At 69.5% G+C, this 15,749-nt stretch carries 13 protein-coding genes, 1 pseudogene and 1 riboswitch; of the genes and pseudogenes, 7 read left to right on the top strand and 7 right to left on the bottom strand.

The annotated features are described in order from the left end of the window. Positions 1 to 203 precede the first annotated feature (203 nt). Positions 204 to 1,019 carry a Cof-type HAD-IIB family hydrolase gene (locus AOK17_RS32410; protein WP_055616142.1) on the top strand — a complete coding sequence of 272 codons (816 nt, stop codon included), beginning with the start codon at positions 204 to 206 and terminating at the stop codon, positions 1,017 to 1,019. A gap of 108 nt (positions 1,020 to 1,127) precedes the next feature. Here AOK17_RS32410 and AOK17_RS32405 read toward each other — a convergent pair whose 3' ends face one another. From AOK17_RS32405 to AOK17_RS32390, 4 genes are all read right to left on the bottom strand, one after another. Next, the gene (locus AOK17_RS32405; RefSeq protein WP_055616141.1) at positions 1,128 to 1,880 is read right to left on the bottom strand and encodes a transglycosylase SLT domain-containing protein; all 753 of its coding nucleotides are present in this window, start codon (positions 1,878 to 1,880) and stop codon (positions 1,128 to 1,130) included. Positions 1,881 to 1,883: 3 nt separating this feature from the next. Continuing rightward, a riboswitch (cyclic di-AMP (ydaO/yuaA leader) is annotated at positions 1,884 to 2,048 on the bottom strand. Positions 2,049 to 2,404: 356 nt separating this feature from the next. Next, on the bottom strand, positions 2,405 to 3,325 hold the full coding sequence (locus AOK17_RS53820) for a DUF5959 family protein (RefSeq protein ID WP_063997328.1): 921 nt from the start codon (positions 3,323 to 3,325) through the stop codon (positions 2,405 to 2,407). Between the two features lie 100 nt (positions 3,326 to 3,425). Further along, positions 3,426 to 5,420 carry a CocE/NonD family hydrolase gene (locus AOK17_RS32395; RefSeq protein ID WP_055616140.1) on the bottom strand — a complete coding sequence of 665 codons (1,995 nt, stop codon included), beginning with the start codon at positions 5,418 to 5,420 and terminating at the stop codon, positions 3,426 to 3,428. A 28-nt stretch (positions 5,421 to 5,448) separates the two neighbouring features. Continuing rightward, positions 5,449 to 6,972: a peptide MFS transporter gene (locus AOK17_RS32390; RefSeq protein WP_425424655.1), complete on the bottom strand. Its 1,524-nt coding sequence runs from the start codon at positions 6,970 to 6,972 to the stop codon at positions 5,449 to 5,451. 345 nt (positions 6,973 to 7,317) lie between these two features. Between AOK17_RS32390 and AOK17_RS32385 the strand changes: the two genes are divergently transcribed. From AOK17_RS32385 to AOK17_RS32365, 5 genes are all read left to right on the top strand, one after another. After that, positions 7,318 to 8,328, top strand: a complete 1,011-nt coding sequence (locus AOK17_RS32385; RefSeq protein WP_055616139.1) for a polyprenyl synthetase family protein — start codon at positions 7,318 to 7,320, stop codon at positions 8,326 to 8,328. A 172-nt stretch (positions 8,329 to 8,500) separates the two neighbouring features. Next, positions 8,501 to 9,550: a CHRD domain-containing protein gene (locus AOK17_RS32380; protein WP_055616138.1), complete on the top strand. Its 1,050-nt coding sequence runs from the start codon at positions 8,501 to 8,503 to the stop codon at positions 9,548 to 9,550. Between the two features lie 367 nt (positions 9,551 to 9,917). Further along, entirely contained in the window at positions 9,918 to 11,132 is a 1,215-nt protein-coding gene (locus tag AOK17_RS32375; protein ID WP_055616137.1) for a LolA family protein, read from the top strand. 50 nt (positions 11,133 to 11,182) lie between these two features. After that, positions 11,183 to 12,250 carry an ABC transporter ATP-binding protein gene (locus AOK17_RS32370; RefSeq protein WP_245697519.1) on the top strand — a complete coding sequence of 356 codons (1,068 nt, stop codon included), beginning with the start codon at positions 11,183 to 11,185 and terminating at the stop codon, positions 12,248 to 12,250. Further along, a complete protein-coding gene (locus AOK17_RS32365; RefSeq protein ID WP_055616136.1) occupies positions 12,237 to 13,145 on the top strand; it encodes an ABC transporter permease in 909 nt (302 codons plus the stop codon). The genes AOK17_RS32370 and AOK17_RS32365 overlap by 14 nt, the downstream gene beginning before the upstream one ends. A 40-nt stretch (positions 13,146 to 13,185) precedes the next feature. Here AOK17_RS32365 and AOK17_RS32360 read toward each other — a convergent pair whose 3' ends face one another. From AOK17_RS32360 to AOK17_RS32350, 3 genes are all read right to left on the bottom strand, one after another. Beyond that, entirely contained in the window at positions 13,186 to 13,767 is a 582-nt protein-coding gene (locus tag AOK17_RS32360) for a flavodoxin family protein (protein ID WP_055616135.1), read from the bottom strand. Between the two features lie 125 nt (positions 13,768 to 13,892). After that, entirely contained in the window at positions 13,893 to 14,834 is a 942-nt protein-coding gene (locus AOK17_RS32355) for a M28 family metallopeptidase (protein WP_055616134.1), read from the bottom strand. A gap of 240 nt (positions 14,835 to 15,074) precedes the next feature. Beyond that, positions 15,075 to 15,575, bottom strand: a complete 501-nt coding sequence (locus AOK17_RS32350; protein ID WP_055616133.1) for a VOC family protein — start codon at positions 15,573 to 15,575, stop codon at positions 15,075 to 15,077. A gap of 37 nt (positions 15,576 to 15,612) precedes the next feature. On the opposite strand from AOK17_RS32350, the pseudogene AOK17_RS52665 reads away from it, so the two are divergent. Next, positions 15,613 to 15,749 (top strand): annotated as a pseudogene (locus AOK17_RS52665) (zf-CGNR multi-domain protein); the annotation flags it as partial.

Here is a 15,749-nt window from a genome sequence, read left to right as displayed (position 1 = left end):
GTTGGGGCCCGGGGGAGGGCAACGGGCCGGTTGACCGGGGGCGGGGGAGCGGGCAGGGCATGGCCAACTGCTCCTCCTCGCCCGCGATTTGCCTCCGCGCGGCCGACGGATGGTGCCTGTGACGACCCCTGTGCCTGACGAGATACCGGACGACGTCCGGTTCCCGTCGAGTCGTTGGGGCGTTCGATCCGTATTCTCTGATCATGGCCGCACCGATTGCATATTCACTCATCGCCACTGACCTGGACGGGACGTTGTTGCGAGGCGACGACACCCTTTCGGACAGGTCACGCGCCGCGCTGGCGATGGCGATCGGGAGAGGTGCCAGGCACCTCGTGGTGACGGGGCGCCCGGCACCGCGCGTACGCCCCCTGCTGGACGAACTGGGCAGCCAGGGACTGGCGGTGTGCGGTCAGGGAGCGCAGTTGTACGACGCCGGCGCCGAACGCATGGTCTGGTCGGTCACCCTCGACCGCGAGCTGGCCGAGACGGCGCTCGGCAAGATCGAGGCGGAGGTCGGGGACGTGTACGCCGCCGTCGACCAGGACGGGGTCGACGGACTCACGCTCATCGAGCCGGGGTACGAGATGCCGCACCCGACGCTCCCCGCGGTACGTGTCCTGCGCCGCGACGACCTCTGGACGGAACCCATCAGCAAGGTGCTGCTGCGCCATCCGCTGTTGTCCGACGACGAGTTGGCGTCCGCGGCCCGCGGAGCGGTCGGTTCCCTCGCCACGGTCACGATGTCCGGCCCCGGCACAGTCGAACTCCAGCCATGTGGCGTGACCAAGGCGACGGGGCTCGCTCTGGCGGCCGAACACCTCGGCCTCGCTCCCGCCACCACGATCGCCTTCGGTGACATGCCCAACGACATCCCGATGTTCGACTGGGCGGCCCACGGCGTCGCGATGGCCAACGCCCACCCCGAACTCCAGGCGGTGGCCGACGAGGTGACCCTGTCGAACGAGGAGGACGGGATCGCGGTGGTGTTGGAGCGGCTCTTCGGCTCGCGGTCCTAGTTCTGCGTCACGAGAAAACCGGGCGGCCCGCGGGGAGGTCGGTCTCCCTCGCCGCGGGCCGCCCGGCGCCGGCACGTCCGGCATCGGGTCGGCCCGATACCGGCCCGCTCAGTAGGCCCCGAAGACGTTGTCGATCGAGCCGTACCTCGCGGCGGCGTAGTTGCACGCCGCGGTGATGTTGGCGACCGGGTCGAAGGGATCCATCGAGGTGCCGGCCACGTGGTAGGCGTTGAAGGTCGGGTCGATGGTCTGGAGGAGCCCCTTCGACGGCGTACCGGCCGCGGCGTTGGAGTCCCAGTTGTTCATGGCCTGCGGGTTGCCCGACGACTCGCGCATGACGTTGCGGTAGATGCCGTCGTACGACCCCGGGATGCCCTGCTGGGCCATGATGTCCAGCGATTCCTTGATCCAGCCGTCGAGGTCGTTCGTGTACGTCTTCGCGGCGGCGGGGGTGACGGCGGACGCGGTGGAGGCCTTGGTCGCGGTGGCCGTCTTCGCGGAGGTCTGGGCGTTCTTCGTGCCGACCGTCAGCTTGAGGCCCGGGCGGATGACCGCCGGGTCGTCGCCGATGACCGCGCGGTTGGCCTTGTAGAGGTCCTGCCAGCCGCCGCTCGTGGAGTGCTTCTTGGCGATCTTGGTCAGGGTGTCGCCCGAGACCACTTTGTACGTGACCAGCGAGACCTGCGGGACCGCGGCCTGTGCGGCCTGGGGAGCCTGTGCGGCCTGCGTCGGCTGTGCGGCGTGGGCGCCGGTCGCCCCCACGATGGGGAGCGCGAGCGCGGCTCCGCCGGTTCCCGCGGCGACGATGCCACGCGTGAGGGTGTTCATTCTGGGGCGGCGGTGCTTGCCTCGTGCGGCCATGGCGCGTTTCCTCTCCGACGCCTGCGAGGTGAGCTGTCGGGTTCGGGCGGGAGCTGCCCGGCCGCATGCTGCACGCGGCTTCACCCCGAGCCGTTCCGGAATCCGGACCGGCGGCCTACCTGGGTCCCCCGCTCCTGCCGTACGCGAGTGAATGGGTGGTTGGGATCTCCGGGCGGCGGCAGGATTAGGCGGTCCATCCGGAGTGACGTGAACGTATGCGAGAGCACATGCCGTGAACAAGCCCAGAATTCACATGGCGATGCGATTTGCCTGTTCGGGACGGATGGGAATTCTTGATCCATTCGGAAGGTGAAGTTCAACTTGCTTTGAGCAAAGGTGAATCGACCGACTCGGCAAATCGGCGGTCCCGGGCGGACGTGACCCAATTCACGTGCACAGGTGGGGAATTAGGTGCGCCACGTGCCTAATTGGGGCAAGTCAGGCGGAGCCTGGATGTCCGCCCAGTCGGCATAAGGGACTACTTGTCCGTAAACGTTCTCTCTGCTCTTCGGCGCTCCGGAGGGTCAGTCTTCCGGGTTCCAGAGAGTGAGAACGTCACGAAGTTTCCGCCGATGGCTGTCGATCCAGTTCCGGGGAAGACCGACGGGAACGCACACCGTGGCCATGGAAATCGTGTCGTCCTCCACGATCACTTCCGGGCAATCCCGTTCTCCCGTGAGCCGAATGGAAATCGACGGGCCTCGCTCCACCGTCATCCACGCGATGTCCTCGCCGCGGTCGAATGCGGCGTCCAGGGCATGCCCCCAGGCCTCAAGTCGGCGGCGCCACAGAGCGAGTTCGAGGCGGCCACGGACGAAAGGCGTCTCCACGACGATCTCGGCCGCGAGGCCCGCCACCATTCGCGGATGCCGGCCGAGGACCGTGATCCTGACCGAATTGCCCTCCTCGTCTGCGAGGAGCGCGAGATCCATGGGGCCGGTGCGGTGGTCGGCCGGGAGGTCGGCGTCGCAGAGGGCACAGACGAAATGGGCGTCCTGTACGGAGTTCCACTCGGCGCAGGACGGGCAGCGGCGGTAGACGATCGGGTGGGTGTAGCCGCCGGGGTGGGCGCCGGAGTGGGAGATGCCCGCGCGGTTGAGGGCCGCCGCGAGCGACCGCCACGACTCAGGGTCGGGGCAGTAGCCGGTGGACTGGTTGCTCGCGTACGTGACCGCCCAGTCGGACGAGGTCCGCGCGAAGCCCAACTCCCCGGCGGCGCGCACCGGTTTCCCGTCCGCGCAGGCCACGTGCTCGGAGCGGCGCGGAGCCAGGCGCAGGGTCAGGGAGGCGTCGACGACGAAGGTGAACGGCTCGGCGAGCTCGTCGGCGGGGCGGGCGGACAGGAAGGCGTCGAGGTCTGCCCGGGTCCGGATCCGGGCGCCGCCCCCGCCGGGCCGGACGGCCTCCCCTATGTCTTCGGGCCCCACATAGGCGTACGCGATCATGGGGTCCCTACATATGCGTCTGCGGTCGTGGGACCTACACACGGGATTGCGGTCGTGGGGCCCACGTACGCGTTCGCCGTCATACGGGGAGCGTACGAGCTCACCCCGCGGTCCGCGGAATCCTTTTCTCCCAGGTGCGGTGGAACACCACCTCGTCACCGTCCTTGCAGATCACCTCGTTCGAGGTGATGAAGTCCGCCTCGTCGCAGGTGGTTTCGGAGTGCGCCTCGACGCTCGCGTCCCACGGCAGGTCCGGCCGGTGCAGCCGGACGAACCAGTCGGAGCGGGCGCGGGCCGACAGCGGGTCCGACTCGACGATCGTGTACGTGTCCAGGGCCTCCTCGGTGAATTCGAGGCCGTCGGGATACACCCGGGTGCCTCCGTAGCGAGGGTCCACCTCCAGGCGCCACTCGCCCTTGGCGACATCGCGGACGACGAGACGCTCGGGGCGCGGCTCGTCCAGTGTCGCGGGGAAGTTGACCCCCATGGGCTCCGCCTGCTCCGGTTCCTCGAAGGAGACGGACGGGTCCGACTCCTGTGCGCGGAGCGGGAGTTCCAGCACGCTCCCCGAAGGGGTGAGGGTGAAGCCCGCCTCCGAACCCGGCTGGGGCCAGATCCACGGCCAGTACGCGGAGGAGACGGCGAGACGGACGCGATGGCCCGGAGGGAAGGCGTGGCCGATGGCGTTCAGGTCGAGAACCACATCCTCCGTAGAGCCCGGTTTCCAGGGAACCACCTGGTCGCGGCCATGACGGGCTGACAGGTTCAGGACTCCCCGGGTGACGAGGGTCGAGGAGCCGTCGGGGGCCACGTCGCAGATTCGGGCCACTACTTGTCCTCGCGTCGCCTCCGTAGTGAGCCTCAGGCGCACGCGCGGGCGGCCCAGTACCCAGATCTCCTCCGGGACCTCGAAGTCGAAGCACGCCGACCTCGCGTCCTCCTCCCGCTGGTCGGGCGGCAGGTCCGCGTCGTTGCCGAAGGGGAAGAAGCGGCCGGCGTCGACCCCCGTGTGCTGGGGGGACCGCACCACCACGGGCTCGCCCTGGAGGGCGTACGTCACCGGGGCCACCAAGGGAGAGGGCCAGGCCGGATCGCCGACCCAGCGGCCCGGCAGCGTCGGGTACACCGTGGCGGGCGGGTGGGAGTCGCTGACGTACGAGCGCAGGAGCGGCTCGGACATGATCCCGGTCTCCGTGTCCTTGAGCCAGTGGTCCCACCAGCGCAGGGTCTCCTGGAGGAAGCCGATCGCCGGGCCGGGCGGCAGCCCCCGGTCGGGGTACTGGTGCGACCACGGCCCGACGATCCCCCGTACGCGGTCCGCCGGGAGGTGTTCCACCAGGCGCAGGACCGCGTCCCGGTACGGGTCGTGCCAGCCGCCGACCGCGAGCACCGCCGCCCGGATCGCCGAGTAGTCCTCGCACACGCTGCCGCGGCGCCAGTGGTCGTCCCTCGTCTGGTGCGCCAGCCAGGTGTGCAGGAACGGATCGACGGTCTCCAGTCGTTTGACCCACAGGTCGTGCCAGACCTCGCCCGCGTAGACCGGATCCGGCGGGCGGGAGACGAACGCGAGCATGGTCGCCGCCCACGCGTGCATGTCGACGGCGAGCACGGAACCACCCATGTAGTGCACGTCGTTGTCATAGCGGTCGTCCGTCGAGCAGACGGTGACCACCGCCTTGAGCGGCTCGGGCGCGAGGGCCGCGATCTGGAGGGAGTTGAAGCCGCCCCAGGAGATGCCGAACATGCCGACCTTGCCCGAGCACCAGGGCTGGGCGGCGAGCCAGTTGACGACCTCGACCCCGTCGGCCAGCTCCGTCGCCGAGTACTCGTCGCCGGGCATGCCCTCGGAGTTCCCGTGCCCCCGGATGTCCACGCGTACGGAGGCATAGCCGTGCCCCGCGTACCAGGGGTGGCGCTGCCAGTCGCGCGGGGCCGTCCAGTCGGTCAGGCGGTAGGGCAGGTATTCGAGCAGGGCCGGTACGGGTTCGTCGGTGAGCGGGCGCCACACGCGCGCGTAGAGCTTGGTTCCGTCCGGGAGGGGAACGCGGAGATCCTCGTGAGCCGTCTCGTAGGGGAAGGACGTACGGATGCGCATGGCGGTGACCTCCAGGGCCTGTGGGGTCTCAGTGGACCGGGTGCATCGTGCGGCGCAGCCAGGGCGCGGCGGCGATCACGAGCAGGCCCGCGGCGACGGCGATCGCGCCGTTGACGCCGAAGTAGGCGGGCTTGGAGACGTCGTCGTAGAGCTTCACGGTCTGGGCCTGGATGCCGTTGGCGAGGGCCAGCGAGAGGAACCAGAGGGACATCGTCTGGCTGGCGAAGGCCCGCGGGGCGAGCTTGGTGGTGGCCGACATGCCGGAGGTCTCCAGGAGGATGTCGCCGAGCCCCAGCAGGAAGTACGAGCCGACGATCCACCAGGCCGACATCAGGTAGTCGTCGTTTTCGTGGCCGGAGGTCGGCAGCACCATCAGGAGGAAGGACAGACCTCCCAGCACCACTCCGAACGCGATCTTGTTGGAGGCGTGTGGCTGTCTGTGCCCCATCCGGACCCACAGCGCGGCCACGACCGGGGCGAGTGCCACCTCGAAGGCGCCCAGGGCGGACGCGTACCAACTGGTGGGGAAGTCGAAGCCGAGGATCGTCGTCTCGGCGTTCGACGCGGCCAGCAGCATCATCGTCGAGTACGCCTGGAAGAGGATGAAGTTGAAGACCGTGGAGGCCAGGAACAGCACGATGTACGGGCGCAGCCGGCCCCGTTCCCCGGGGCTCACCCGGGGACTCCTGAACATCACCGCGAAGTAGACCACCGGAGCGATCACCGAGATGAGGGTCAGCAGGTCCACGAAGCGGCCCATAGTCAGCCATCCGGCGGCGGCCGGCAGGACCGCGAGGACGGCCACCGCCAGCAGGCCGAGGACGATCAGGCGGACGGCCCTGCGCATGGACGCGGGCGGCAGCGCGAACTCGGCCGCGTTCCTGCGCCCGGCCAGGTGACGGCGGCCCGCGACGTACTGGATCAGACCGAAGGTCATACCGACCGCTGCCGCCGAGAAGCCCCAGTGCCAGCCCTGGTGGTCGCCGAGCCAGCCGGTGATCAGCGGGCCGGCGAAGGCGCCGATGTTGATCGCCATGTAGTACACGGCGAAACCGGCGTCGCGGCGGTCGTCGTCGGTGCGGTACAGCTTGCCGACCATGGTGGCGACGTTCGGCTTCAGCAGGCCCGTGCCCGCGCTGATCAGGCCGAGTCCCGCCCAGGTCATGGCCGTGGTGGGCACCGCCATCGAGTAGTGGCCGCAGGCGATCAGGACGCCGCCCCACAGGACCGCCCGGTACGAGCCGAGGATGCGGTCGGCCAGCCAGCCGCCGGCCACCGAGACCAGATAGACCAGCGTGCCGTACGCGGCCGAGACGGACGCGGCCGTTCCGGCGGACATGCCCATGCCGCCGTGGGCCACCGTGTCCGCGAAGTACAGGACGAGGATCGCCTGCATCCCGAGGAACGAGAACCGCTCCCAGACCTCCAGGCCCGAGAGGGTGAGCAGGCCCCTGGGCTGGCCGAGGAAGGCATGGTCGTCGGCGGGGTCCGAGGGCGGGCCACCGGGCTCCGGATCGGGCTCGGGGCCGGACTCGATCGTGTCGCGGGACAAGAGGCATCACTTCCTGAAAAATGGCTCGCTTTCAGGACGTACCGCATGTGTCGGCTGTACCGGATGTATCAGTCGTATCGGCAGATCAAGAACATACCTTCCGTGATCGGATACCGCCCGGCTGGGTGCGGGGGGCAAAAGGGGGCAGGCGGAGCGTGTCGGGCAGGGTGGTGGCAGGTGACGGGCGGGCGCTCACTGTGATCGAAAGGCGACCGGATACGCTGACTTGAGTGCCAGCAGCGACACATCGACAAACACCCACAGCATCCGCAACACCGGCAGCACCCGGAACACTCAGAGCATCCAGAGACCGCCGCTGAGAGCGTCAGCAGACAGGAGACCCTCGTGACCGTCGTCGGGCCGTTCGGGCTGAGCGTGCGGGACCAGGCTCTCGAAGCCGATGTCCAGGCCGGATTGGCGGCTGTCGAGGAGGGACTGCTCGAAGCCACCAAGAGCGAGGTCCCGTTCATCACGGAGGCCGCGCAGCACCTCGTGCGCGCCGGCGGCAAGCGCTTCCGGCCGCTGCTCGTGACGCTCGCCGCGCAGTTCGGCGACCCGTACGCGCCCGGTGTCGTGCCCTCGGCCGTGGTCGTCGAGCTGACCCACCTCGCCACGCTGTACCACGACGACGTGATGGACGAGGCGGACGTGCGCCGCGGAGTGCCCAGCGCCAACAGCCGCTGGGGCAACTCGGTCGCGGTCCTCACCGGCGACTTCCTCTTCGCGCGGGCCTCGCACATACTGGCCGACCTCGGCCCCGAGGCCGTACGCATCCAGGCGGAGGCGTTCGAGAGGCTGGTCACCGGCCAGATCCTGGAGACGGCGGGGCCGCGCGACGGGCGTGACCCGATCGACCACTACATGGACGTGCTCAGCGGCAAGACCGGCTCGCTGATCGCCGTGGCGGGACGATTCGGCGCGATGATGTCGGGCGCCGACGAGACGGTCGTCGACGTGCTGACGCAGTACGGCGAGCGGCTCGGCGTCGCCTTCCAGCTCGCCGACGACGTGCTGGACATCGCCAGCGACACGCGCGAGTCCGGCAAGACGCCGGGTACCGACCTGCGCGAGGGCATCCCGACGATGCCCGTGCTGCGGCTGCGTGAGCGCGTGGAGCGGCTGGGGCTCGCCGAGGACATCGCGCTGTCGGACCTGCTCGCCTCGGACCTGTCCGACGACGCGCGGCACGCCGAGGCGCTGGCCAGGCTGCGCGTGCACCCCGCCCTGGACCAGGCCCGCCGCGACACCGTGCGGTACGCGGAGGACGCCCGCGCCACGCTGGCGCCGCTCCCGGAGTGCGACGCGAAGGCGGCGCTGGTGGAGCTGTGCGACGCGGTGGTCCACCGGGCGGGCTGACCTGCTCGTCTCCTCGTTCTTCCCAGGATCCCCTCGGGGATTTCCCTCGGACCTTTTCGTATGTGACGCAGGTCACAGACCTGGAACGAGTCCAATTTCGGATCCGGTCCGTAGTCCCCCATAGAAGCTGACGCAGGGGGCGTCAGCGGAACTACGGGGAGAAAAAAGAATCATGGGGACAATCGTTACGTTCGCGCAGCGTCGTAAGAAGCTCGTCATGACCGGCGTCGCGGTGGCCACCGCGGCCGGAGTCGCCGCCGCGGTCATCCCGGCGGTCGCCGACAGCGGGAGCTCCGGCAAGGGTGCGAGCGCGAGTGCGAGTGCGAGTGCAAGTGCGGGCGCGGGCCACTCGGGCCACGGGGACAAGTCCATCGAGGTGCAGAGCGGCGCTCTCGCCGGCGGCAGCGGCGGCACCATCCTCGCCGCCAGCCTGAACGGCGCCAACGAGGTGCCCGTGCAGGGCGGCCCCGCCGTCGGTGACAAGGACGGTGCGGCGCTCGAGTTCGTCAAGGTCAAGGGGGACAAGGTGTCCGTCGCCGTCAAGTGGCGCGGCACCGGCAAGCCGACCCTGCTCCACATCCACCAGGGCGCCAAGGGTGTCAACGGCGGTGTCAAGGTCGACTTCACCAAGCTGCTGGACAACGCCAAGGGCCGCACGGTCACCGGCACCGTCAAGGTCAAGGACGCGGCCCTGCTCGGGCAGTTGAAGTCCGACCCGGGCAGCTTCTACGCCAATCTGCACACCGCCGAGTTCCCGGGCGGGGCCGTCCGCGGCCAGCTCCACAAGGTCACCACGAAGTTCGACTTCAGGCACGCGCTGAACAACTTCCAGGCGTCCGTCATCAAGGGCAAGCAGATCTACGAGTGCAAGAAGGCGGCCGACGGCACCACGTCCTTCGCCCAGCGTGACGTGGCCGCCGTGCTCGGCGGTCCCATCGCGCACTCGTTCGTGAAGCCCAACTCGGGTACTCCGCAGTGGATCGCGGCCGACCGCAGCGCCGTCGCGGGCGCGCTGATCTCCAAGACCGCGAACGGCGACAAGAACATCCCCGAACTGGACCTCAGGGCCACGCAGTCCGGCAAGCACCGGGGGCTGCTCGCGCACACCGCGGAGATCCTCCGGCTGAACACCGTGGGCGGAGTCGCTCCGGCCGGGTCCTGCAAGGTGGGCAAGATCGTGGGAGTTTCGTACGGGGCGGACTACGTGTTCGTGAACCGGTGAACAGCCCGCTGACCACCGGCTGATCCGCCGGATCGCGAAGCCCTCCACCCGGATCGGGACGCCGTCCACCCAGGATCGCAAAGCCGTCCACCCGGGATCAGGCTGTGATCCACCCGGATCTGAAGGGGTTTCACCCGGCTCCGGCGAGATACACGGACGGCGTCTTCCCCGCACGACCCCTACGGGTCGGGGGAGGCGCCGTCCACCCATGTCATACCGCAGGTGTACACGGAGTTGGCTCCGAGGTCTGACGCTTTCCGCCGGCCGATTTGGTCAGATTGGACACACCACTTCACAGGAGTTCGGGTGACAATGGCGGCGGGGATGGACGAGTGCATCAGCCGCCGACAACGGAGGTAGGGCACACATGGCACCGTACGAATCCGACGACAACACGAACGAGGACCTGCGCACCGGCCGACGCAAAGCCGCTCGGTACGTCGTCCCCGTCGCGGTGCTGGGGGTGGCGGCGGCGACCATCGGGCTGGTCCCGGCGTTCGCCGGTTCCGGCGACCCGGACCTGCCGGACATCACCGCCCAGCAGCTCATAGAGAAGATCGCGGCGTCGGACGTACAGCAGCTGTCCGGCACGGTGAAGATCAGCACGGACCTCGGCCTGCCGAACCTCGGCGGCCTGGAGAACAGCCTCGGCGGCGGAATGGGCGGGGGCGGCGACGACTCGGGTTCCTCCGCGGACCCGTCGTCCAAGCTGCTTGAACTGGCGTCCGGTACGCACACGTTGCGGGTCGCGTCCGACGGCGAGGACAAGCAGAAGCTCTCACTGCTCGACAAGGCCGCCGAGTACAGCGTGATCCACAACGGCGACGAGGTGTGGGCGTACGACAGCGCTTCGAACGAGGCGTACCACATGAAGGACTCCTCCGGCGCCGCCGAGAAGGGGACGAAGGGCAAGGCCGACGACGTGCCGGCCACCCCCGGGGAGCTGGCCGAAGAGGCACTGAAGGCGGCCGACGACACGACGTCCGTGACGGTCGACGGTACGGCGCAGGTCGCGGGCCGCGACGCCTACAAGCTGCTGATCAAGCCCAAGGCATCCGGTTCGACGGTCGGCGCGATCTCCATCGCGGTGGACTCGAAGACCGGTCTGCCGCTGAAGTTCACGCTGACCCCGGCGAGCGGTGGCGCGGCCGTCATCGACGCGGGCTTCACCAAGGTCGACTTCTCCAAGCCGGCCGCGTCCACCTTCGACTTCAGCCCGCCCAAGGGCACGAAGGTCACCGAGGGCGACGAGGCCAAGGCCGAGGGCAAGGCGGACCGGGCGCAGCCCAAGGGCGGCGAGGACCTGGGCGAGGAGTTCCAGGGCCTGAACGTCATCGGTGAGGGCTGGAGCTCGATAGCCCAGTTCGACACCGGCGGCGAGGGCATGCCGTCGGAGTCCTCCGGCGCGGGTGACGCGGGCCGCTTCCTCGACTCGCTGGGCGACCACGTGACGGGCAAGTTCGGCTCGGGCACGGTCTTCTCGACCCGCCTGGTCAACGCGCTCATCACGGACGACGGCAAGGTCTACGCGGGCGCGGTCACCAAGGACGCGCTGGTGAAGGCGGCCAACGCGGCGAAGTAGCGCACGCGGTCCCGGGAGCCCCTTGTGGGAAAGGCGAAGTGAGGGAGTCGATGGCGGAACTGTCCACCGCGGACGGGGACATGGCGGGTGAGCGCGGCACGGCCGGCGCGGGCGACACCGAGTCGGCCGGTCATACGGCGAAAGCCGGTGACACGGAGGCGGACGCGGCAGCGACCGCGGACACGGGTGACACCGTGATCGCCACCCGCGCCCTCACCAAGCGCTACCGCGGCGGACAGCTCGCCGTCGACGGCCTCGACCTGGCCGTCCCGGCGGGCAGCGTCTTCGGCTTCCTCGGGCCGAACGGCTCCGGCAAGACGACCACCATCAGAATGCTGATGGGCCTGATCGAGCCGACGTCCGGCACGGCGCGCGTGCTGGGGCAGCCCATGCCGCGCGCCACCGGCGCGGTGCTGCCGCACGTCGGCGCGCTCATCGAGGGACCGGCTCTCTACGGCTTCCTCTCCGGCCGCGACAACCTCCTGCGATACGACTCGGCCGACCCGACCGCCGACCCGCGCACCCGGCGCTCGCGCGTCGCGGCAGCGCTGGACCGCGTCGGGCTGACGGCAGCCGCGGGCAAGAAGGCGAAGGCGTACTCCCTGGGGATGAAGCAGCGGCTCGGGCTCGCGGCGGCGCTGCTGCAGCCCCGTCGGCTGCTCGTGCTGGACGAGCCGACCAACGGGCTCGACCCGCAGGGGATGCGAGAAATCCGTTCCCTGGTGCGGGAGTTGGCGTCGGACGGCACGACCGTCTTCCTCTCCTCGCATCTGCTGGACGAGATCGAGCAGGTGTGTACGCACGTGGCGGTGATGGCCCAGGGACGGCTGATCACCCAGGGGCCGGTGGCCGACCTCGCGGCGGGCGCGCGCGGCCGGCTCGTCGTGACGACACCGGATCCGGGCGACGCGGCCCGGGTGCTGAAGGAACAGGGCGTGAGTGATGTCGTGGTCGCCGAGGACCGGGTGACCGCCGAGCCACCGGAGCGCGAACTCGCCGAGGTGAACGCGGCACTGGTGACGGCGGGCGTCCGCGTCCGGGGCTTCGGGGTGGAACGGGCCTCGCTGGAGGACGCGTTCGTGGCGCTCACGGGGGAGGGGTTCGATGTCGCGGGCTGAGCTCACCGAACCGCCGGCCCAGGCCGCGAAGCCGGCCCCCGGCACCCGGACGCCGACCCCGCTGTGGACCCTCGGCCTGCTGCGCAACGAGCTGGGCACCACGCTCCGGCGGTGGCGGACGATCGCCCTGCTCGGCGTGCTTGCCGCGGTGCCGGTGCTGGTCGGGATCGCGGTGAAGATCGAGACGAGCGACGGATCGTCGGCCGGAGGCGGCGGAGGTGAGGGGCCCGCCTTCATCGCGCAGATCACCAACAACGGACTGTTCCTGGTCTTCACCGCGCTCGCCGCCACGCTGCCGTTCTTCCTGCCGATGGCGGTCGGCGTCGTCGCGGGCGACGCGATAGCGGGCGAGGCCAACGCGGGGACCCTGCGCTATCTGCTGGTCGCCCCGGCCGGCCGGACCCGCCTGCTGATCACCAAGTACGCGACCACGCTGGCCTTCTGCGTGATCGCGACCCTCGTGGTGGCGACCTCGGCGCTCATCGTGGGAGCACTCCTGTTCCCGCTGGGCGAGCTGACGACGATCTCCGGCACGCGGATCAGCTTCGGCGAGGGGCTCGGACGGGCGCTGCTGATCGCCCTGGCCGTCGCCGCGTCACTGATCGGGATCGCGGCCCTCGGCCTGTTCGTCTCGACCCTGACGAACAGCGGGATCGCGGCGATGGCGACAACCGTCGGCCTGCTCATCACCGTGCAGATCCTCGACCAGATCCCCCAGCTCCACGCGATACAGCCGTACTTCTTCTCGCACTACTGGCTGTCCTTCGCCGACCTCATGCGCGACCCGGTCTACTGGGACGACCTGATACGCAACCTGCAGCTCCAGGGGCTGTACGCGGCGGTGTTCGGAGCGGCGGCGTGGGCGCGGTTCACGGCGAAGGACATCACCGCCTGAGGCGCACACCGGCCGAGGGACCCGCCGGCGCCGAGAGGTCTCAGCTGTCGTACGGGAAGCGGGCGAGCGGGGGCTCCTGCGCGAAGAACGTCTTGGCGCGGGTCAGGGCGGCCGAGTCGGTCAGGACGTCCCCGGGCTTGCTGCCGTTGCCGAGGAGGACGCCGCCGAACCGCATCCCCATGTACGCGGCCGAGTGATTGAGCGTGCCGATCAGCGGGGCGGCGACCTCTTCCTCCTCGTGCGCGAGGGCCGTGACTCCCCACAGCGTGCGCCCGGCCATCGTCTTCTTGAAGTCGAGCCCCGGGGTGCGCAGCCAGCCCGACCAGTAGTCCAGGTAGCGCTTGGTGTGCGCGGACAGGGAGTACCAGTACAGGGGGGAGGCGATGACGATGTCGGTCGCCGCGAGCGTCGCGTCGAGCAGCAGGGCCGTGTTGTCGCCGGACGGCCGGACATGGTCGCTGTCGTGGCGCAGGTCCTCGAAGTCGGGCACCGGATGCTCGGTGAGGCTCAGCCAGTGCTGTGTGACGTCGGCCGGCAGCTGTTCCGCGGCCCTGCGGGCCAGCAGCTCGGTGTTGCCGCTGTCGCGGGCGCTGCCCAGGAGGAAGAGGAAGTGGCGGGTCATGAGCGGCTCCGTCATGGAAGGCGTACGACGACTGCATGCGTACGCAGTATATGCACACGCATGCAGTCGTCGGCTACCCCGAGCCTGTCGGAGTCGGCGCCGGAGCGGGTCCGGAGCGGGTCCGGTTACTCCGAGAGCTCCCACACCGCGTACGCCAGTGCGTCGCTGTTCCGGTTCAGGGCGGTGTCGTTGATGTTCGACGTCGTGTCGCACGAGGAGTGGTAGCAGCGGTCGAACGACTGGCCCGCCGTGCCGCCCCACTTGGCGGCCTGGGCAGCGGACTTGGTGCTGCTGGCGCCGGTGAAGACGCCGCCGACGGGGATGCCCGCGCTCTTGAAGGGGGCGTGGTCCGAGCGGCCGTCGCCCTCGGTCTCGATCTCGGTGGCGACGCCTATACCCGCGTAGAAGTCCTTGAGAGTCTTCTCGATGGCCGGGTCGTCGTCGTAGACGAAGTAGCCGGGGTTCGGCGATCCGATCATGTCGAAGTTGAGATAGCCGCTGATCTTGGCGCGGTTGGCGGTGGTGAGGCCGTTGACGTAGTTGCGCGAGCCGATCATGCCCAGCTCCTCGGCTCCCCACCAGGCGAACCGCAGATGCTTCGTGGGCTGGTACTGGGTGCGGGAAACGGTGAGTGCGGCTTCCAGCAGGGCCGCCGAGCCCGAGCCGTTGTCGTTGATGCCGGCCCCCGAGGTGACGCTGTCGAGGTGGGAGCCCGCCATGACGACCTGGTTGGCGTCGCCGCCGGGCCAGTCGGCGATCAGGTTGTAGCCGACACGGCTGGAGGCGGTGAACTGCTGGATGGTCGTGGTGAATCCGGCCGCGTCCAGCTGGGCCTTCACGTAGTCGAGGGACGCCTTGTAGCCGGCGCGGCCATGGGCGCGGTTGCCGCCGTTGGCGGTGGCGATGGACTGCAGTTGGGTGAGATGGGCCTTGACGTTGGCGACGGGTATGTCCGGTGCGGCGGCCACGCGCGCGGGCGCGGCGTCGGCTATCGCGCTCGTCGTGAGGAGCGCGGCGACGGCTATGACCGCGGCACCCGTGACACGTCCGGGAACAGAGAGCTTCATGTGGGGGGCTCCGAATTCCATGTGGGAATGGGTGCCTGATGGTGAAGCTGAGGTTGACGTTCCGTCAAGAGCGCAATCCGGTCAGGGGTGTTCGCATAGCGGATCCCTGGAGTTCACCTGGGTGCGGTCGCTCGTGACCAGTAACAGGTGAGCTGTGGAAGGGCGGCCGTTCCCTGTTGCCGCGTACGGCGGATGCCCCGGTCCGCGTGGGTCCGCGTGGGTCGACATGGTCCTCGCGTGTCAGTGCACGCAGAACTCGTTGCCCTCCGGATCCGCCATCACCACCCACTCGCCGCCCTGCTCCTTCACCTCCCGGAGCACCGACGCCCCCAGCCCGGTCAGCCGCGCGACCTCCACTTCCCGCGGCCTGTCCCCGGTGTGCACGTCGATGTGCAGCCGGTTCTTGATCGTCTTCGGCTCCGGTACGCGCTGGAAGAGCAGCCGCCGTCCGAGTCCGGTGCCGCTGTCCTTGTCGTACGGATCGTCGGGGTGGCGCACGGCCGCGGCGTCGCGCCAGGCCCGGCGGCCGTGCGATTCGACGGTGACCTCGGGCGGTACGGCGCCGAAGCCGAGCAGGCGCTCGACCAGGGTGCTGTGGTCCTCGACCAGGTAGCCGAGGGTGGCGGACCAGAAGTCGGCCTGGGCGTGTGGATCGGCGGCGTCGATGACGAGCTTCCAGTGCAGGGGCGCCGGTGCAGACGAAGGTGTCTGGGACTGGGGCTGGGGCTGGGTTTCTGTCATGGTAACCACTTATAGTGGTTACGTGAGTGAGCGTGCAATGAAATCGCCCGGACTGACTCTCGTGTCGTACGGGGGGAAGTCGTTCCGCTTCGATCCCGGGGCGCTGTGCATGGAGCTCGTGACGACGGGTGGGCCAGGGGAGTTCGCGCGGTTCGAGGTACTGCACGAGCCCGC

The organism is Streptomyces phaeochromogenes, from assembly GCF_001418655.1.
Taxonomy (GTDB): Bacteria; Actinomycetota; Actinomycetes; order Streptomycetales; family Streptomycetaceae; genus Streptomyces; species Streptomyces phaeochromogenes.
Note: the sequence above shows the minus strand (reverse complement) of the source record. Positions and strands in the feature narration are given on the sequence as shown.